Origin of the sequence: Zooshikella ganghwensis DSM 15267, from assembly GCF_000428585.1 — a bacterium.
Taxonomy (GTDB): Bacteria; Pseudomonadota; Gammaproteobacteria; order Pseudomonadales; family Zooshikellaceae; genus Zooshikella; species Zooshikella ganghwensis.
Window position 1 is genome coordinate 1 of record NZ_AUAF01000096.1, and the last position, 19,257, is coordinate 19,257.

The 19,257-nt window shown below is 38.2% G+C and carries 18 protein-coding genes; 8 read left to right on the forward strand and 10 right to left on the reverse strand.

Annotated features, from left to right (window positions below; all coding sequences use genetic code 11):
• On the forward strand, positions 1 to 250 hold a 250-nt coding region (locus F607_RS34730; RefSeq protein ID WP_038291752.1), incomplete at its 5' end, for a hypothetical protein.
• Here the strand turns inward: F607_RS34730 and F607_RS0117775 are convergent.
• The 8 genes from F607_RS0117775 to F607_RS0117815 form a co-directional block, all read right to left on the reverse strand.
• Complete coding sequence (locus F607_RS0117775; RefSeq protein ID WP_038291753.1) at positions 221 to 613, reverse strand: AraC family transcriptional regulator ligand-binding domain-containing protein; 393 nt, start codon at positions 611 to 613, stop codon at positions 221 to 223. The two genes, F607_RS34730 and F607_RS0117775, sit on opposite strands and share 30 nt — an antisense overlap.
• 405 nt (positions 614 to 1,018) lie before the next feature.
• Positions 1,019 to 1,492: a hypothetical protein gene (locus F607_RS0117780; protein WP_027709182.1), complete on the reverse strand. Its 474-nt coding sequence runs from the start codon at positions 1,490 to 1,492 to the stop codon at positions 1,019 to 1,021.
• A 53-nt stretch (positions 1,493 to 1,545) separates the two neighbouring features.
• Positions 1,546 to 2,121 carry a cytochrome b gene (locus F607_RS0117785; RefSeq protein ID WP_027709183.1) on the reverse strand — a complete coding sequence of 192 codons (576 nt, stop codon included), beginning with the start codon at positions 2,119 to 2,121 and terminating at the stop codon, positions 1,546 to 1,548.
• Between the two features lie 1,403 nt (positions 2,122 to 3,524).
• On the reverse strand, positions 3,525 to 4,667 hold the full coding sequence (opgC, locus tag F607_RS0117790) for an OpgC domain-containing protein (RefSeq protein WP_038291755.1): 1,143 nt from the start codon (positions 4,665 to 4,667) through the stop codon (positions 3,525 to 3,527).
• Between the two features lie 536 nt (positions 4,668 to 5,203).
• On the reverse strand, positions 5,204 to 5,875 hold the full coding sequence (locus F607_RS0117795; protein WP_027709185.1) for a hypothetical protein: 672 nt from the start codon (positions 5,873 to 5,875) through the stop codon (positions 5,204 to 5,206).
• An 801-nt stretch (positions 5,876 to 6,676) separates the two neighbouring features.
• On the reverse strand, positions 6,677 to 6,892 hold the full coding sequence (locus F607_RS0117805; protein ID WP_027709186.1) for a helix-turn-helix domain-containing protein: 216 nt from the start codon (positions 6,890 to 6,892) through the stop codon (positions 6,677 to 6,679).
• Positions 6,893 to 6,905: 13 nt separating this feature from the next.
• Complete coding sequence (locus F607_RS0117810; RefSeq protein WP_027709187.1) at positions 6,906 to 7,409, reverse strand: hypothetical protein; 504 nt, start codon at positions 7,407 to 7,409, stop codon at positions 6,906 to 6,908.
• 80 nt (positions 7,410 to 7,489) lie between these two features.
• Positions 7,490 to 7,828: a DUF2845 domain-containing protein gene (locus F607_RS0117815; protein ID WP_027709188.1), complete on the reverse strand. Its 339-nt coding sequence runs from the start codon at positions 7,826 to 7,828 to the stop codon at positions 7,490 to 7,492.
• 548 nt (positions 7,829 to 8,376) lie between these two features.
• Between F607_RS0117815 and F607_RS0117820 the strand changes: the two genes are divergently transcribed.
• Both F607_RS0117820 and F607_RS30285 read left to right on the forward strand, forming a co-directional pair.
• Complete coding sequence (locus F607_RS0117820) at positions 8,377 to 9,198, forward strand: alpha/beta hydrolase (protein WP_027709189.1); 822 nt, start codon at positions 8,377 to 8,379, stop codon at positions 9,196 to 9,198.
• A gap of 717 nt (positions 9,199 to 9,915) precedes the next feature.
• A complete protein-coding gene (locus F607_RS30285) occupies positions 9,916 to 11,196 on the forward strand; it encodes a YncE family protein (RefSeq protein WP_157365515.1) in 1,281 nt (426 codons plus the stop codon).
• Between the two features lie 159 nt (positions 11,197 to 11,355).
• On the opposite strand, the gene F607_RS0117830 is transcribed toward F607_RS30285, so the two are convergent.
• On the reverse strand, positions 11,356 to 11,940 hold the full coding sequence (locus F607_RS0117830) for a DUF4412 domain-containing protein (protein WP_027709190.1): 585 nt from the start codon (positions 11,938 to 11,940) through the stop codon (positions 11,356 to 11,358).
• A gap of 688 nt (positions 11,941 to 12,628) precedes the next feature.
• On the opposite strand from F607_RS0117830, the gene F607_RS0117835 reads away from it, so the two are divergent.
• From F607_RS0117835 to F607_RS0117855, 5 genes are read left to right on the forward strand one after another with little or no spacing between them, the layout of a single operon-like run.
• Positions 12,629 to 13,072 (forward strand): divergent PAP2 family protein, encoded by a 444-nt coding sequence (locus F607_RS0117835; protein WP_165773415.1) that lies wholly within the window; start codon positions 12,629 to 12,631, stop codon positions 13,070 to 13,072.
• Complete coding sequence (locus tag F607_RS0117840) at positions 13,063 to 14,436, forward strand: hypothetical protein (protein ID WP_027709192.1); 1,374 nt, start codon at positions 13,063 to 13,065, stop codon at positions 14,434 to 14,436. The genes F607_RS0117835 and F607_RS0117840 overlap by 10 nt, the downstream gene beginning before the upstream one ends.
• Positions 14,426 to 16,378: a GMC family oxidoreductase gene (locus F607_RS30290; protein ID WP_051311598.1), complete on the forward strand. Its 1,953-nt coding sequence runs from the start codon at positions 14,426 to 14,428 to the stop codon at positions 16,376 to 16,378. The genes F607_RS0117840 and F607_RS30290 overlap by 11 nt, the downstream gene beginning before the upstream one ends.
• A complete protein-coding gene (locus F607_RS0117850; RefSeq protein WP_027709193.1) occupies positions 16,359 to 18,248 on the forward strand; it encodes a GMC oxidoreductase in 1,890 nt (629 codons plus the stop codon). Before F607_RS30290 ends, F607_RS0117850 begins: the two co-directional genes overlap by 20 nt.
• An 11-nt stretch (positions 18,249 to 18,259) precedes the next feature.
• Positions 18,260 to 19,009, forward strand: coding sequence for an alpha/beta hydrolase (locus F607_RS0117855; RefSeq protein WP_027709194.1), 750 nt, complete (start codon positions 18,260 to 18,262; stop codon positions 19,007 to 19,009).
• Positions 19,010 to 19,011: 2 nt separating this feature from the next.
• Here the strand turns inward: F607_RS0117855 and F607_RS0117860 are convergent.
• On the reverse strand, positions 19,012 to 19,257 hold a 246-nt coding region (locus F607_RS0117860), incomplete at its 5' end, for an ISAs1 family transposase (protein ID WP_157365343.1).

A 19,257-nucleotide genomic window follows, 5' to 3' on the forward strand; every position in this document is an offset into this window, starting at 1 on the left:
ATTAATGGGGTTGTATTCCTTAGCCTGTGTTATCGCCAAAGAAATGAGACAATCCACTCTTTTACAACCGGCATTAACCAGTTGGTATGACAAAAAAGATCAAGCAACATTTTCCGATGTCATCGCATTTATTAGGCGAACAATTTGGGCTGAAGAATATTTTTCAAACTCAAGTATAAGTGATGACTTTATTAAATTAACACCCAATGACGCTGACACTTTAATTAATCAACTCGCGATGGCTGCTTGATGGCCAAAGTCGAGTTTCAATAATGTGGATTTTCGCGGGATATAATAACTTCTTAAATCGAGCAAGTCTTGATAGTGCATCCTGATAGGTATTACTGGCTAGTGCAGCCAAAAAGACAGGGTCAAATGTTTCAGACTTTATTTCTGCCCCTAACTCTAAACCAAGTAATGGATTAGTTGATATATTTTTCAGCGTACGCCAAAACAGGAAATACTCATCAACCGTAAGCTCAAAGCTTGTACTAGAACAGCTTATAAGCTCCGAACAATGTATTAGCCTTAAAAGTTCATTAAAATCAATGCCTTTCTGCTGTAATAAAATACTCAGCATAGTAGGCAGCCGACACTTTACTTTGCTCATCATGCTAAGAACAGACCTTTCACAACGTTATTCTTAGAGTAGACAAAGTACATCATGGACAACAACTCAACGATAAACAGATATTAATAATTGATAATATAACGATTCCAAACACGCTATTCACTAACAAATAATGACAAACTTCATTCCTATTACGCCATTGCGAAAGTCAACTTGAACAGCCATTACAAAAGAAATCAGCTATTGATCATCACTAATGTATGAGTGAAACCTATACCAAACTAAAAAGCCAAAGGTATTAGTCACACAGGAACATTGATACATAAAAGCCAGCCATTGACATCATTCTACTCAGTACCAAGCTACCCAATCAGCTAAAGGTGTTCGTAAAAAAGTAAGTGCTCATGGCATTTCAGGTAATATTAAGATTTATCGAAGCTTTATTTTTTAATCAATCAATTTTAGTTTTTGTAAAGCATCTTTACCATGTAGTATTCTTGATAGCTCATGTATTTCATAAATTTTATTATCTTTGAGGTAAGATATTTGAATAACCTCTATCATGGCCTTACTACCATCAAATAGTTCTAATGTCACTACATGCCTGTCTGAAATTGTGTTTCCAGTTTTTGCGGCTTTAGTAACAATAAAACTGATTTGTTTCACTTTTGGTTTTATATAGGTAATGTGTGCCTTGAAATCTTTAAACTTTAATATATCACCATCCGAATGATGAGTATAATCAGGGGAGAAATATATATCAATATAACTAGGGTCATCAAAAATATTAGTGTAAAATGTTTTTAAGCAGTTTTTTAAATCATAATCGCATGGCAACACGCTATTGAGCACTGATTCCTTATTAGCATTAACCGTTTGTGAAAAAATACTAATCAATAGTAACAACAATAATTTACTCATAATTCATATTTTGCTTTTTTGTCAATCGTTATTGTCTGATCATCAGCTATTACTTAGGGCCTGTTAACACTATTTGAGCTAATGCCCAGCATACGTTTTAGGGTATTATCTTTGTCAAACATATGATGTTTTAGTGCACCTAAGATATGTAGGGCTAGTAAAATCATCAAAAAATAACTGGCTATACTATGCACTGCTGCAGCAGTACTTGCTAATATATGATTGGTTGCAACAATTTCAGTTGGGTTAGTCGTGGAAAGGTTGGCACTGATTAACTCCATTTGAAAAAAAGAAACACCATAGCCTGATGCAATCGACATAGTGATACCAGAGAGAGGAATAACTAGCGTACAGATGAGTAGTAAACAATGCACGCTTTTTTCTAAGACATGTTCTATTTTGGTGTATTGGCCAGCAGGGGTAGGAAACTTATTAATTAAACGCCAAATAAAACGTGTTAAAGCAATCATTACCAAAAGTAGACCAAGTGATTTATGAACTGGGTACAATTCATATAACTGGTTTTCAGTCATGTAAATACCCATTCCAACAAGACCCATTATACCAATGCCTACTGACCAATGGAGAATAATCGTCACTGGTGATAGCTTTTCGTATTTATCTCGCATTTCAGACTACCTCTTACTACAAATTCTGAAATAGTGAAAAAAAAGTGCTTGGTTTCAAGTAATAAATATGACGTTTTAAAAATACCTTAGATATTGTAGCTAACACTTAACTTGGATCATCCTGCAAAAAACAGAAACGTCACAACGTCATACTTTGAGTAGACACAGTACATCATAAACAACAACTCAACGATAAACAGGTATTAATAACTGATAATATATCTATTTTAAACACGCTATTCACTAACAAATAATGACAAACATCATCCCAATGACGTCATTACTGAGGCTCTCTCATACAGTTTTTTATAGGAAAGAACAGGACACCCAGAGCAACCGCATATAAAAAGTGCTTGTGATGAGCAGAGATTGTACTCATGCAATGCTAGAATTCATTTGTTCCTCTCGCAGCAGAAGACCATCCTTGGTCTCTACTGCTCACGGCGCTCCTGGCACCTGCTTCACAAACAAATTCAAGTATTGCCAACCCTCTTTGCGTTTTACCCAAATCTCGCTTAAATAAATAACAGTAATAAATCACTATACCCTTCGCTTTGGGTATAATAAAACGTTTATTTGATACCCGGTAGGCATTTACGAGGTTCTTTTAAAGTAGATGAAAATCGACGAGCATTGCTTTACACATACAACATATAAGGCTATTTGCGACACCAACAGTCTCATATACCCTCAACTAACTGCATGCATGGTATTACATAATTATTCATACTCATTCAACCCAAGTGTAAAGTTCATTGAAATATTTCATAATGTAATTTATCACTGGTTTAATGCCTAAAAACTACTACAATTTAGGTATGCTCTTCCGTAACGATCATGATTAAGTTTACTGCATAGCAAGGATGCAAGCAGCTATGAATATATTGAAAGACACTTTATCTAGTAAGACTTTTTGGGTTTATGCTATATTATGGTGTGCTCTAATGGCTTTATTGCATCAAGGCTTACACGCACTCTTTTAAAGAATACCACCATTATTTCTATAGCAACTTATTTCAAAGTTAGTGCAACTCAGCACTTTACTGATACAAGATAACTATTAAAAAACCACCAAAATGTCATACAAATACAATGCTTTAACAGTAATCACTTGCATAAAGGCGAATGGTTTCCAGTTGATGTGCAAATATAATGGTTACCACGGATCAACCACAAGCATCACTCTGGTCACAGCACTGGTAGCTTAACAGATGTCACTACCAACGCTGATCTATCTGTGCTTGCCATGGTAACGAAAAGCCATGAGTAGCATAAACAGCTTATAGGGTAAACTATAGGCAAACACTACCACTATAGATATCTACGCAAACTAGCCTACAAACAGTCCTGTTATTGTTCAGCTCTGGTCATATGTGCTATCCAACTGAACGAAACTATCAGAACTATACTGCCAACTTTGTTCCTTTTGTTCTAGATAGTTCTACTTTCTGTTTTGCTTTCCATACAGAATGTGCATATGCAGGCATCCATAAACTGACTAAACAAGCTCCAAATATAAGGATTTGTAAAAAGACGTTCAGCTCACTAATTGGTGTTCTAAACAGTGTGAGTGTATAAAGCAAAATTATATGGTAAGTAAATACATACAGTGAGTGTTGCCCTAAATATATTAAAGGTTTTTGCTTAAAAAAATTAGGAAACTTACAGGCAGCCCAAAATAAAATATATGCAAGCGTAATAGTGTTTAATAATCGTAGTGGTCCAAATGAAGAGATACTTGTCCAATATTCTTGTAAAGGCATAACTAATTGAAGATTAGACGAGTGCCGATGGCAAAGCATGAAAGTAGTAAATAATAACGAAACCACCAATAAGCTTCTTGATTTAGGAAGCTTTAATGTTCCGTTTACTAAGGAGTAACCAAACCCCAGCCCTAAAACAAATATCAATTGCCAAGCAAGAATTTCAAAATATCCAAAATTCCACGGCAATTGAGGATACCAGGAGTGCACCTGCGTCCATAATACATCCTGTGGTCTGAACTGAGCAATAAGCCAAAAAACAAAACAGCCACTAATAATAGCTTTTAATTTACCATGTAAAAATGCTTTCAATATAAATGGAGTGATTACTAAAAATAAGACATACACTGGTAAAATATCAAGTAAATTTGGTAGGGATGTAAAAAAAGCTCCCATAATTAAACTAACCATAGGACTTTCTACAAAGTCAGTCATATATGGGTTTTCTGCCCAGCTTGACGTGATTCTTGGGAAACAGAAGATAATTAATGCTGCCAAAGTAAAACATAGTAGGTGCCAAAGGTATAACTCTCTGGCTCTATGTAACAGCTTAGAACGTGCATAACCGTAGGATTTGCTTACTATAACATTAGTGAAGACAATACCAGAGACTAACCCCGATAGAAAGAAAAAGCCTTCTGCCGCGGTTACATATCCTGCAAAACCATATGTAACATTTGACCAACCTTCAAGGTAGGAAAAGGGAAGAAAGAAAAGATGGTCTACAGTCATTATTAAAAGCATCCATCCACGAAAACAATCTATTTGAAGAATCCGATTCATAAAAACTACCTTGTAAACACGTACTGAAATATATTGATAACAGGCTGTAAACCAAACTAATATTAACTGTATCTATTATTAAATACCATGCTAAAAAGTAAAATTTAGTACAAACCGAATGTTGTCTTCTCTGGAACCGTATACAGGTTAATTTTTGGCCAACATATTTAACTTTCAAGTGGCTTAGGTAAGTTATCTACATATCAGTCTTATAAGTTACTTCCCAGCAAAGCTACACAATTATATGAACTTTTAAATTTTGTTTTTCTTTAATCATCGATCTTCCATTTAGTGTAACGTTTGATACTATTCTTTTATCTTATGTTTATAATCGGTATGGTATTACTAAATATAATTTATATAATTCAAAAAATCACCGTGTTAGCGTGCTTTTAACTTTGCTCCCCTACTTATCGGCCAATAATCAACCATTTAATAACTAATGCACTTAAAGTATACCCTAAGTGAACCGAGCACAATGAGTTGCTGAGTATTATTTTTCAAACTGTTACCGAGAAGTAGAAATTAGTTCGGCTTCATTTGTACTTTTTAAGTTTGGTCACACTAAGGAGACCAATTAAAGAACTGATGAATAACCAAACAGTTGCAGGTAGTGGCACGGTTGATAAGGTATATAGTTGCCCCATGATATGCCCATAACAACCAGTACATCCGTTATAATCCCTGATAATCTCGAATATTGGTAAGTCAAAGTCATTTAAGTCAGGTGGTATTAATAAATTACTTGGATCAACTATGGCACTGCCTGTTGAGTCTTTGAGGTCAAACTCAACACTAACAGTCCAATTACCACCAATGTCAAAGTAATCTGCACTGCTTACTGTGTACCAATGATTTCCATCTGTAGTTACACTGTCTGTTTGCAAAATTGTAAAGTCTTCAGGGATTTCTATTGTTAGTGAACCAACTGTGACGACAAATCTTGAAGGAGGAATCAAAAACTCCCATCTACACTGAGATCCAATATCGCAAGCATCACCATCATTATATGCTTTTTCTGAATCGTATATGTAAAATCCGTAAAATTCCGTGCCAATATTTACAATACCATTGAAAGGATCATCAATACTAAAGTCAATATTCTTTAGCTCTGTTATTTTTCCTGAAAAATGATGATGAACCAAAGCAGAAACAGCATTGAATGAAACACCAATTAAGAGCAACCCCAATAATAAGTTCTTCAACATTTTTGCTTACCCTTAAACACATTATTAAACTTTATTAGGATATACAAAATTTATACCAATCAATAAAATACAGTGTTTTCCTTAAAGAAGTGTACTGAACTGAAAAAGATCCATTATAGGTGTACCCTTAATAGATAAGTCAAATCTGAACCACTATATGGCTTTACGTAACTCATTTTATTCATAAAGCCTTTTTCTCATTACAGTCAGTGCTAACTTTTGTTATTGAAGTCTTCCGATCACTTTAAAGAAATAATAATTATATTGTGGCGTATGGCCTGGTAAGAAAAAGGCTGGGTAATGTACTTCGAACTGTTTGCCGCAAGGATGCGGCAACCAAGCCTCCAGGGATGGATTTACGGCGTGTTCGACGTACATTATACAGACTTTGAACAAAGGTAATTTAAAGACACTTTATATGAGATTGCTCTGCTTACAAGATATATGTATCTACACACATGACTAATAACACTATTGTTATATACCCTTCGCGAATCAATTTTATGTGCGCTATCCATAGCGCTCACCCTAACGAGCCAGCGAAGCTGTTCTAATGTGTTCCCGACACATTAGTAGGGTTTGTTGCCTTCGCTCTTCACCCCAGTCACATATTAATATAACCGCTCAGCAGCGCTGTTATATCAATTAAAGTGGCTACCGCAAGTTTCACAGCAGTAAACTTGCCCAGGGGCTTCATCGCTTGACGGCCGCCCCTAAAAATCCTTCGCCGTGGGTATAACTACTAAACAGACATTAATGGCTTAAAACAAATGTGCACTACAAGCCGATGGTTCTTTCAATTTAATCATCTTTGACTGGATGATAGTGAAGTAAGTCACCTGGAGTACAGTCTAAAATCTCACATAGTCGTTCTAAAGTTGAAAACTTAATACCTTTAGCCCTGTCATTAACTAAAACAGAAAAATTCTGTGGTGTAATACCAATTTTTTCAGCAACATCTTTTGACTTTAACTTTTTTTTGGCTAATAAAACGTTTATTTGACACTCGATAGGCATATACTAAGTCCTTTTAAATATAGTCATCCAGTTCAGACTTTATTTCTCTGCCAAGATTTAAGATATACGCTATCGGCAATATAGTGATTCCAGCCACGATATGTTCTTTATTTGACTGTGGCATTAAAATTAAACTTAAATTCAAAGTGAATGAGCCTGATTTTTGCTCAAGGGAAAAGAACAAGTCTATTATAAGATCTGCCATATAGGAGTAGACGGGATACAGTATAAAAACGAATCCAATAGCAAAAAACAGTCTTAGATTTTTCTTTGAAAATATATCCCCCACATAGAATTGATAAAAAATGCTTACCATGAATCCTACGATAATAGTTTGATAAATAAACTCTACAATAATAAAGCTTATTACGTGCTCATGCATACCGTCTACAGTTTCACTGTTTAAGACATAGCTGTCCCCACTTATTATTAAAAAAAGATTATACAATACAAAGCATATCAAACATAAAATTGCCAACAAGCTTGTTACACGTATTTTTGTTAAAGGACTCATCATCAACTCTCAGCATAAATTAATCATTAAGAATAAATTACCAAATTGATACACAACATAGTGCCAAAGCACACTATATACTGTTAACGTACCATTATTTTTCCTTCTTCTATTCGTTTAACTTTTCCATTATAAAAAGTGATATAGTTAAAAGGCAGACCTGGTTTACCATATGTCCAACGCAAAACAACTGTTTCACGAATTATTTTTGTTTTCTTATCCTCTTTTGTTTCTTCTATGATGGTGCCAAGATCATCTATGCTCATTGGTTCACCACAAATATTCTTAACTTCTGCTGTTGTTAAGCCCTTTTTGACCATATAGGGACCACAGTACACTTTAGCCAAACCTACTCTCAAAAACGACATGCCTATAATCAGTAATAGAATCTGAATGAAAATATATTTACTTGGAATACGCATATGACTTCCCAGGATCTATGATTACTAAACAACAATAACATATTATCGTTTTTCGATAACAAATATCAACCCATCAACATGTAATAAATTGTCGCCTAACCTAGGGCCTGTTAACACTATTTGAATCACCACTGCCGTAGACTATTTTTCCACCTGGCAAGGCACAAGGAATGCCGTGTAGTCATTCTACATAAGTGACTTGTAACGCTGCTAGGTGGAAAAATAATCACGGCCCGAAGGGTTATGACGGTAAAAGCACTAATCGTTGTTGCTCATTGTTCATTTAGAACAACTAAACTTCACACTTAGCGCCTAGATTAGTGCTTTTATCCCCATAACAGTGATATTAAAATAGTGTTAACAGGCCCTAACATCAGTATCATCGGAGAGCTTAAAAGTACTATTGGCTAATGGTAGTGTAAGGCGTAACATGTCGTACTCAAGCAGCATTTATATAGAGCTAAGTTTTTCGCTATTTTGCCTTTCGTTCTCCCCTTAATTGGTTATCATAAGCAACCTCCAATACATAAGAACTCATCGGTGGCAAAGTGTTAAACGAAAAATGGTTAGATATTGACGGTGATAAACTTTATAGTTTGTTCTCATCCTTTGTTGATACGCGAGATACTTTAGTTTTTATTCATGGACTGGGTGAATCCCACTTGTGTTTTGCAGATGCGATTGACTGGTTACCACAATACAATTTAATAATGTTTGATATGTGTGGGTATGGTTACTCTCCTGCTTCTCACTTTTCCCATAGTACAGAGTCACAAGCTAAGCGTATTCTAAAGGCCTTAAGCTACTTTAGTATCGATAAGTGCTATTTACTGGGTCATTCTTGGGGTGGCGATGTCTGCACACTTGCATGTCAGCTTGATGAAAATAAAATCATACAAGGGTTTATCAATGCAGAAGGAGGGCTGCACGAAGAAAACATTCTGTTATCGAAAATCATTTCTGAAAATTACTCTACATTGAATGCAAACGAATTCAGCGCTTGGGTTAAAGGAAGCGGTTTTGCTAATCAATTTCCCCTTGCTTGGCACCACAGCGCAGGAATAAAGTACCTATCTTCTGTTCGACGATGTGAGCCAATGGTATTGGGAGAAACTGCTAGTGAAATTTATGCTCAGCATAATACACTGGATTGTCGTGGTGTAGTGGGTTGGGGGCAAATTTATGAAACACTTTCAATTCCCAAAAGTTATTTTTGGGGGACTAAAAGTCTAGCAGGTTGTGAACGCGCTATTGAATTCATTAAAACACTCGATAATGTCGAGTTTAAAAATGCTAATCACTGGATACAAAATGAACCTATGGCTTTTTACTCTGCTGTCCGAAACTTCATCTCAGAGATAAAACAATAGCAGAGTAAATACTGACATGAAAGCTGGATAACATTCTGTGCAAGTTATAACTGAAATCGAATTACTTGCAATTTTTTGTTTTCCAGCACTGGCAACCATTTAGCGATATTTTCATAAAAAAATTAATACTGCATATTGCAATCAAAATAAAATTCTTCGCACTCAGAGAAATCTGTATTATATTTACTCACAATCGTACCAAATTGTAACGCCGCACACAGCCTGATCAAATCTCACCCAAGAGCTGTATAACCCTATATGCATGGCTCTCTCACATTCATCTACAAAGCTATCCACAGCCTTGGTGGATAACTTATTGCTATGCCTAGGGCCTGTTAAGGTAAAGTAGAAGTTATCTGAATCAAACTGTTTACCACAAAAATAATCGTTTTGTATAAGGGAATACATGAGTGCTAACTGTATGTTAAAAAGTGTTCTCTATACGACTGCCCTCCCCTTCGTCTAGAGACATTTTTAACAAATAAAGTCAATTTTTCTTGGTATAGTCAAAAAACTTCCATTAACTCTCGTTATTATTCTAGATTAGAAAACCAATCCCAAAATACTGGGTATTCACTATTTTAATTAATAAATGCTTACAGGTAATATTTAACAACCCATTTTACCGTCATTAAGTGTGTTATTTCGTAGATATTGAAAAAGCACCTCTACGATAACGCTTCACTGCAGGGATAAAAAAATAACAAGGAAAACAACATGCTTTCATTTAACAAGCTTCCAATTAAGCACCTTTCTAATACTTTTGCTTTAAAACGGTTACTCACAGTTATCCTATCGACTAGCTTGCTCTTCACAGGGATATTTAGTAACACATCTCTAGCCAATGAAACTAACTGGCAAGACCCTCGTCGGGTAATTTTTGTAGGCAATAACTGGGAAGGAATGATTGATGTTATAGATGCTGAAACATATGTCAAAGTTGGCCGCATTAACGGTGTGCCAGACAAGCAACAACGAATGACAGAGATTATCTTTAATCCAATAAAACTAATTGCTTTCCAAGCAATACGTCACATGATAGGTGAAGGTCATGACCAACTTGTGGATGATATGTACAGTACGAAGGATGGACGATTATTAGTTGTATCCCGCCCCAGCTTTGCTGATGTGGTTGCTATCAACATTGCCACCAATGAAATAGCATGGCGTTTCCCAGTAAAAGGTATCCGTGCTGACCATATGGCACTGTCTCCCGATGGCACCCAAGTAGCTGTATCAGCCTCAACAGGTAAAGTTGTTCACATTCTGGATGTAGAAACAGGAAAAGAGCTGGGTCAGTTCCCAAGTGGGGACTCCCCCCATGAAAATGTTTACGCAAAAGATGGCAGTAAAATTTATCATGCCAGTATTGGTATGGTGTTTACTCCTTTAGATGAGCATTTCCTGGACTTTACTAAAGGTATACGCCGATTTCAGGTTGTTGATACCAAAACGCTGACGATCATAAAACAATTCAACATGGCTGATAAATTAAAAGAAGCAGGACTGCATAGCCTGAGTCCGGCAGTTCGACCAATGACTCACACTCCAGATGAGCGTTATTTTTATTTTCAATTATCATTCCTCCATGGTTTTGTTGAATATGATATGCAAGAGGATAAAATCACAAGACTGGCACTATTACCCAACCTTGTGCCTGATATGCCAATTACTGACTACGTAAATGACTCTGCCCACCATGGTATTGCCATGAATAAAGCAGGAGACACTTTATGTGTTGCAGGTACTATGGATGATTATCTTGCCCTAGTTGACCGTAAAACATTTGAATATCACATTCTTACAGAGCTTGGAGAAAAACCTTACTGGGTCACCAGTGACCAGGCTGGTGAGCACTGTTATATTTCCTGGAGTGCTACTGATCAAATGTCCGTCATCAACTATAAAACAAAAAAAGAAGTTGTTCGTGTTGATGTGGGCGATCACCCTCAACGAATCCGAGAGGGATATGTGCCTGCTATGTGGGTCGGTTATTAACCTTTTGTATGTGGGCAGGTTATTAACCTAATATGAGGCCCATTTTTTTAAAGGGCGCCTCAAAAATTAAAGCTTGAAGGAGGCAACTGCACAGTGCCAATGTTGCCTCCAGTCATCAAAGAAGTAGCCATAAGGTCCAGAAACCATAGACTATTCTGATCAAGGCACCTTTTTAAAACCTTGAGGAAGTTCAAACAAACTTGGTGTCTGTAGTCCAACTCGAAGATCTCGCAAAATAATAGAGACAGCAGACTGGCCTGAAACTTTATCATCGGCTTTTTCAATTTTCAGAGGTATGCTTTTTTCAGAAAGCCATATATGCCCTGCAAAAAGCCCTTCGGCTGAAACTGCTTTATACTTAATCGTCTTAATACCCTCAATATTCTCTTCTCCCAGCTTCTTCAACTTAGATCGATCAAAATAACGCTCATGATTTACACTGAACGTATTATCAATAGCGATCTCCTGATATGTTTTTTCCTGTGGGCTTAATAACCAGGCAACGTGTTTATCTGGGCGAACAATGGTGATCATGTACTGAGACCCAACCTGTGTTTCTATGCGCTCTTTATTACCTGATACATATATTTGACTTGAGACTTCTCCCTCAAAAGGCCCCGATCCTGACTGAATTATCCGAGTTGCGGCATACTCTACTTTTGACTCTTCCGCAGTAGATAGCTCAATGAATGGTAAAACAACGACGATAGAAACAATCCACTGCCATAAACGCTTCCTTGTCATTTGCTACTCCCTTGATTTTTATCATTAGTTATTTTCAGCATAAATATACCCTTCACGAATGATTTCTAGGTTTTGTTATCTTCTCTCCTACTCACGGTGCTCCTGGCACCTGCTTCACAAACAAACTCAGTAACAGTAATAGCTCAATATATATTAATGACATTACAAAAGCTGGATAATGGCTGCTGAACTGTTTGCCGCAAGGAAGTGGCAATTATTCTGATATAAGGAGCCCCCAGGGAAGGACTCACAGCCCGATGGGTTATGACGGTAAAAGTGCTTTTATCGTCATAACAGTGATATTCAAATAGTGTTAACAGACCCTAGCATCAACATAGAACAAAATTCACATTCAACACATCACTCACTCAACAAGTTTAAAAAACTTGTCTCGTTTCAAAAAAAGTACGAAATATTTTTCAGAATCTAAAGCTCTATAGTCCTACATCCATAAGCAAAATCAAAAATGAAATTTTATTAAAAGATATTTAAAAGTATTAAAAAAACAACTGTTATTTATATAAAGGTCATCTATTAAAATGAAAATTAAACAATCATTGTTTTTATATCGACTAGTGCGTATTTCTATAAATCATCATGCTATAAGCAATCATGACCATTTACTAATCAATACTCAGTACTACTGAACAAGTCCCATAACCTAACGCCACTGGGTAAAACTATGCTAATGAATACGTCAAATAGTGAGTATATGATTGCTATCAGCTGTGTAACTGCCTGGTGTATTGCGCAGTTGACAAAAGGTGTGCTTTTTTGCAGGGCACAACAGCGTATCAATCTTCAGTATTTAATATTTGGACAGGGTGGTATGCCATCCTCCCACTCCGCTTTTGTCAGCGCTTTGGCGTTTTCTACTTTTTTTTACCAAGGGCTATCAACAACCAGCATCATCGCTTTTGCTTTAATGCTTATTACTTTAAGAGATGCTATGGGGGTTAGACTTGCAGCAAATGATCATGCGAAAGCCATTAATCAATTAAATAAAACTTGCTTTCCCTCAAAAAACTTCTCTTCACCATTATGTGAGCTTATAGGTCATCAACCTAAAGAAGTAGCCATAGGTGTCATGATTGGTTTGATATGTGCTGCTGGAGCTTCTTTATGGAGGTAATACCAACCGCAACTCAAACGCAATACCAACCATCATTACCTTTTTATGCAGTAGCATGGAAAAAAATACGTTTATTTCTCCCCTACTTAATCGCAACTTTAATCATGGCTTGGCAATGGTTACAAATGAATAAAGCACAACTTGCTAATCGTCAAACAGGTTCTTTCTTTATTGTTTCACTACAACAATTACAGATCAGCCTTTTACTTGCAGGCATAGTCGTATTAATTGCTGACTATTTAATCTTAATTCCACCACTTCTTTATATCATTATTTTTGCGCTTATTGGCGTTATAACAATAACTATTAGTTTAGTAAGACGAATGCAAGGCAAACAAATACAATCATGGGTTTGGAGTTGCTGGGGAGGTTTAGCAATAGGTATTAGTTTATTTGCATCCTGCCAGTGGTTCGCTCTCACCAACACGATAACGGAAAGTATTTTATGGTGGTGGCTGTGCCTGGCAGGAATTGGTATTGCCTTATTAAACCCTTGGTTGCTCGGTTTTAGTTCAATTCTGGCTACTGTTTGGAGTTTTTTTAGCTTTCTATATGGGGAGCTTCTTTGGCTTAACTTAATTATATTAATAGTAAACGCTATTTACTTATTTACTATCCAATGGCGCCAAGGCTTAGCCACATTAACTTTATTTAATTTTACACTTTTCGTATTGCTTAGCATCTACCCCTTATTTAACCCTGACTACTATCCATTACATTTAACCGTAGAGCTGTTCTATTTTACCCTTTGGTTACTTACCGTTTGGCATGGGGTTGCTGGGTTACTATGCTTACATAAACGAATCACCATAAATAGATTTTGCTATACAGTTTGGACCATTCTACTGATTGCTTTAAGCACTGAAGCGGGCTGGCAATTTTTTGCAGCGTTACCGAGTCAACCGGTAAATACTTTTTCTTATTTTCAAATATACGGTGGATTATTTAGTATTTTATTATTGGTAGGATTAATGCTATTAAAACAGCAACGACATCAATCACCTCAACCATCTTATATTGGCGTACACCTGGCTTTTTTTGCAATGACGCTGGGGGTATTAATGTCTCTTACACTACTCAATAGTGAAACTTATCGGTTATTTGGTGTATTAGGTTGCCAGCTACTGTTATTTATTTTTGGCTGCTGCTTTTTATTTAGCGCAAAAACGATGACTACATTGTTGTTTGGTATAGGGATCAGTCTTATTAGCCTCATCCTTAGTATTTCAACACTCGTATTTAACAACTGGCCAATCTCATTATTGCTTTGGTTAACCGCGGGTGTCATTGGACTTGGTTACAAACAATTTAGCCGTCAACACTTATCAATGACTCAAACACCAGGTGTCGTCCATGCCAGATAACCCATTTAAACTCAATAATCCACTGCGTAGACACTTTATTCGTCAGCTTATGTATGGTTCAACGGGTATCTGCCTAAGCTCTTTAGCTATATCCAAAAGCCGCTCTATAACTACTGCCGTAGAACCAAATACACACTACGACTATATCGTAATCGGTTCAGGTGCTGGAGGTGCCCCCGTAGCGGTTAATCTGGCGAAAGCAGGTTATTCCGTTCTCCTGTTAGAGGCTGGTGCAATGGAAGCAAAGAATCTGAACTATCAGATTCCTGCTTTTCATTTATTAGCCTCTGAAGACCCGACCATGAACTGGAACTTTTATGTAAAACATTATAGCGACCCTAAACTGCATGGCCGGCGCTTCGTCAAGTCCCAACAAGGCATGCTTTATCCCAGAGCCAGTACTGTGGGTGGCTGCACCGCTCACCACGCCATGTTAACGCTTTATCCCGCCAATAAAGACTGGGACAACATTGCACAGCTGACAGGAGATAAAAGCTGGCAAAGTTACCCTATGCGACAATACTTCGATCGGGTAAAGCAGTGGCTGCCTATTGAGCAAGCATCACCAGCCGTATTATTAAAAGATCAGGTGTTAAGTAAATTAATTACTGCTGCTTCGCTGACCTCTAATACCACAGGTCGAGCCTTCGATATTGAAGCGAACTTAAATAATCCGGCGATGGCCTTACGTTCGCGATTTAGCTTAAACCCTAACGACTGGGATAACGTGTCAGCCCAGGCCGAAGGCTTATTCATGATTCCTCAATCAACTTACCATCATCAGCGTCGAGGCACCCGCGAATATGTCCTTGAAACCATGCAGCAACACCCAACAAAACTAGTACTGCAGACAGAAGCCCTTGTACAGAAAATATTATTCAAACCCAGTAAAACGGGTCAGTTACAAGCAACGGGTGTACAATTCAGTATAGGCAAGCACCAATATCAAGCCGACCCACTCGCAGCAACTTCAAGCACTACGCCAAATAAACCGCAAGTCGCATTTGCCCGTCGAGAAGTCATTGTTGCTGCAGGCGCATTCAACAGCCCACAACTGTTACAGCTATCAGGCATAGGCCCAAAAGCACTGTTAAAGCAACACCGTATTCCAGTACTGGCAAATCGTCCTGGTGTAGGAGAAAACCTGCAAGACCGCATTGAGGTTGCTGTGGTCAGCCGTTACCAGCAGCCTTTTAATATCCTCAAAAACTGCACATTTGGTGCGCCTAATGATCCTTGTATGCAAGAGTATCAACAGCAGCAGCCTTTTAAAACATACGGCACTAATGGCATTCTTGCAGGAATAAAAAAACGCCACACCGCTGGAGGCAAAGAGCCTGAGTTATTTATCTTTGGAGGCCCAAGTCGTTTTGAAGGATATGAACCAGGCTTTGCCGGTAAAGCTATTGCTGATCCACGCTATTTTACTTGGGCTATTTTAAAAGGACATACTCGCAACCGAAGCGGTTATGTTCGTATTCGCAGTCAAAACCCAACCCAGCCTCCCGAAATTAATTTTCGTTATTTTAATGATGGCCATGACGGTGACTATGATCTTACGGCAGTTCGCGAAGGCATCGAATTTGTCAGAACAATTAATCAACGTGCCGAACAATTAAGCTGGCTGGATACTAACCATGGTAACGAAATTGTTCCTGGTCCCGACATTGATACCAAAACGGAAATGGATGCATTTATAAAAAAAGAAGCCTGGGGCCATCATGCCTCCTGTAGCAATAAAATGGGCCATCTTAGTGACCCAAAAGCCGTAGTCGATAACCAATTTAAAGTGATAGGCACTGAAAATGTTCGCATCGTAGACGCTTCAATTTTTCCAACCATTCCTGGTCTTTTTATTGTATTACCCATTTACATGATTGCCGAAAAAGCCAGTGATGATATTCTGAGAGAGGCATACCTCCATGACCAGAAAACAAGCTAGTCAATATCAACGCCTTTCCTCATTAATCGGCACACAGCCAACCAGTAATGAATATTGCTTCACGGCAGTTGTTGTAGGCTCAGGCTATGGAGCCTCCGTTATGGCTGCCAGGCTTAGTCCTTTTTTTCCAAATGGACAACTGGTAGTTCTGGAGCGCGGACAAGAATATCAGCCAGGTGATTTTCCAAAGTATCTGAAACAAGCAGTACGCGAACTGAAAACGCCCATAGCCCCACTGGGTCTATTTGACTTTAAACTCACAAGTGATCTTGATGTGCTTGTTGCCAATGGTTTAGGTGGAGGCTCACTAATTAATGCGGGTGTGGTATTAGCGCCAGCACCATCAGTGTTTGAGCAAAAATCTGAAGGTAAACCCGTGTGGCCTCGTCGGTTAACTGCCAGTCAACTGACGCCTTTTTATCGACAAGTACGACAGATGCTTGCTGTTGAAAAGTACTATGATCATCATGATGTTACGGTTGTCCGACGTCACGATCCACAGTTAGAAGGCTCATGGCTGTTTGGTAAAGAACCCAAAGCACATACCTGTACAAGTTACACTCTAACTGACTTTAGAGGACAAACTATTTACCAGCGCTCGCCACTGGCTAAAGGGCAATTATTTCGCCACACTGTAAAGTCATGGGCAGCACATCATCAGCGTCGCAGCTGGGTCGCTAAAGCACCTATCGCCGTCAATCTTACTCAACATCATGGCTCGCTCAACGCCCAAGGTATTCGACAGTTTAAGTGTAATCTGTGTGGTGATTGTGTGACTGGCTGTAACCGCGGAGCAAAAAATTCACTGACAATGAATTATCTACCCTTAGCTAAAGCACGAGGGGCAGAGATTTTTAGTCAAGTTGAAGTTACTCATATTCGGCCAAGTGACCAGCCTGATTACCGTTACCTGATTCAAGCAACATCACGTTATTTAGAAAATAACCAGCTTAAACAAAAAAAATTAGTCATTTATTGTAATTTACTTGTTTTGGGTGCAGGTGTATTGGGTACACAACAAATTCTGTTACGTTCAGCTGCAACTAATTATATGCGGTTTAGTCAGCGTCTGGGAAAAAACCTGTCCGGAAATGCCGATGCCATTACCTTTACCACAGCCCACAAAGCCTTTTCAGGAAGTGTAGGTTCTGGCCAACAGCATTATACAAATTACGATACTGGTCCCACTATTACCCATATCGCCCAATTTTTTGATCCACCTGAGCAACATTTTATTCTTGAAGAAGGTGCTTTTCCATCACCACTCTTGTCACTTTTGCATAATTTGAGCCGCTCCCCACACTCTGCCTGGCATGCAAAAAGCCCCTTAAATCATAGTTTAGTGTGGCTAGCGATGGGAAAAGATGAAGCAAAAGGCCAACTAAGTTGGCGTGGTAATAGTTTTCACATTAACTGGCAACACGCTGGTCAGCAACAGATTTATCAAGATATACAACAAGTATTGCAACAACTTGCCAATCAACAGCAAGCTCATGTCAGAAATAACCCAAGAGCTGTCTCTTTATTAGGAAGTCAAAGCGCTGTCCCAATTACTGTCCACCCTCTTGGGGGCTGTAACATGGCTGATGATATAACGCATGGTGTCACAGATGATTGTGGCAGGGTTTATAACCCGGACGGTGGCGTATATCCAGGACTATATATCGCTGATGGCTCACTTATACCTTCCAGCCTGGGCGTTAACCCTTTGTTGACCATCACAGCACTTGCTGAACGTGCTAGTTATTTCATTATTCGTCATGACCTTCCCAATTTATTTCCTCAACATACCCAAATAACTAACAAGATAGCTACTGCTCAGCCAGCCACCACAAAACCCTATAGACAAGCAACCCAATCATCAGCTTAGGATTCCGTGTTATGACTACTGATAACAGGCTTAGCAGTTACCGAACGACTTATTTACTGCCGTGGATTATCTACCTTACACCTTCTCTTAGAAAACTGATTACATTTGTCATTTGTGCAGTGTTGACTCCCCACACATATGCCACTCAAGAGTTTATTCAACTGCCGATTAACAATATTAAAGCTCAACATAAAGGTTATGTACGCGTTGGTATTTTCCAACCCAAAAATCGTTCAGCGCATGGAGATATTTTATTTTTGCATGGCCATGCTGACCGGCTTGATAATCACCCAACCCTTTTTAACACATGGACTCAGGCAGGATTTCGGGTGATTAGCTTTGACTGGCCATCACACGGTCTGTCACGCACCATGCCAATTGATACTTTTACCTTTGATGAGCTGGCAGCCATCGCAATTTTGGTAGAAAAACAAACTGCTGCTGAAAAAGAACGGCCACTCATCCTGGCAGGCTGGTCATTTGGTGGTTTAGTGGCAACTCGAATCAGCCAACAAGCAAATTTACATCGGATCTTCTCCAGGCCAGTAACAGCCTTATTATTAATTACTCCAGGTATAGCTGTTCATCCTTTTTCAGGTGGTGATGGAGTAGCACGGTTAAGCACATTAACGAATAATCCTAATCCTCCCGTTGCTGGGCCACCGAGTCCTGCCCTGCCCATCCAGAATCCATTATTCGCTATACGCTTACTGGCTGCAGCATGGCAAGCTCAACAACAGGCCCAGGGCAATCGCATATAAATTTACACCGAACAAATTAGCTTCATTAAATATTCATGATCCCAACCAGCAGAGAGTCTCTTATTTTTTATTCCAATTTTATAAGTATTATCTTGCTTAAGAATATTAAGTGCTATCTGCCTAATTCTAGACATATTTTCAGCTGAATGTCCTTTACGAATTCGACTATCATCTTCTCTGAATGCAACATCCAAACTCCAGTGCAAGCTGTTTTCAATTTGCCAGTGATGTTGGATCATTTCACTAAC

Coding starts and splice junctions, on each gene's coding strand:
- F607_RS0117775 (WP_038291753.1), bottom strand. CDS start 613: ATGATGAGCAAAGTAAAGTGTCGGCTGCCTACTATGCTGAGTATTTTA.
- F607_RS0117780 (WP_027709182.1), bottom strand. CDS start 1,492: ATGAGTAAATTATTGTTGTTACTATTGATTAGTATTTTTTCACAAACG.
- F607_RS0117785 (WP_027709183.1), bottom strand. CDS start 2,121: ATGCGAGATAAATACGAAAAGCTATCACCAGTGACGATTATTCTCCAT.
- opgC (WP_038291755.1), bottom strand. CDS start 4,667: ATGAATCGGATTCTTCAAATAGATTGTTTTCGTGGATGGATGCTTTTA.
- F607_RS0117795 (WP_027709185.1), bottom strand. CDS start 5,875: ATGTTGAAGAACTTATTATTGGGGTTGCTCTTAATTGGTGTTTCATTC.
- F607_RS0117805 (WP_027709186.1), bottom strand. CDS start 6,892: ATGCCTATCGAGTGTCAAATAAACGTTTTATTAGCCAAAAAAAAGTTA.
- F607_RS0117810 (WP_027709187.1), bottom strand. CDS start 7,409: ATGATGAGTCCTTTAACAAAAATACGTGTAACAAGCTTGTTGGCAATT.
- F607_RS0117815 (WP_027709188.1), bottom strand. CDS start 7,828: ATGCGTATTCCAAGTAAATATATTTTCATTCAGATTCTATTACTGATT.
- F607_RS30285 (WP_157365515.1), top strand. CDS start 9,916: ATGCTTTCATTTAACAAGCTTCCAATTAAGCACCTTTCTAATACTTTT.
- F607_RS0117830 (WP_027709190.1), bottom strand. CDS start 11,940: ATGACAAGGAAGCGTTTATGGCAGTGGATTGTTTCTATCGTCGTTGTT.
- F607_RS0117835 (WP_165773415.1), top strand. CDS start 12,629: ATGAATACGTCAAATAGTGAGTATATGATTGCTATCAGCTGTGTAACT.
- F607_RS0117840 (WP_027709192.1), top strand. CDS start 13,063: ATGGAGGTAATACCAACCGCAACTCAAACGCAATACCAACCATCATTA.
- F607_RS30290 (WP_051311598.1), top strand. CDS start 14,426: ATGCCAGATAACCCATTTAAACTCAATAATCCACTGCGTAGACACTTT.
- F607_RS0117850 (WP_027709193.1), top strand. CDS start 16,359: ATGACCAGAAAACAAGCTAGTCAATATCAACGCCTTTCCTCATTAATC.
- F607_RS0117855 (WP_027709194.1), top strand. CDS start 18,260: ATGACTACTGATAACAGGCTTAGCAGTTACCGAACGACTTATTTACTG.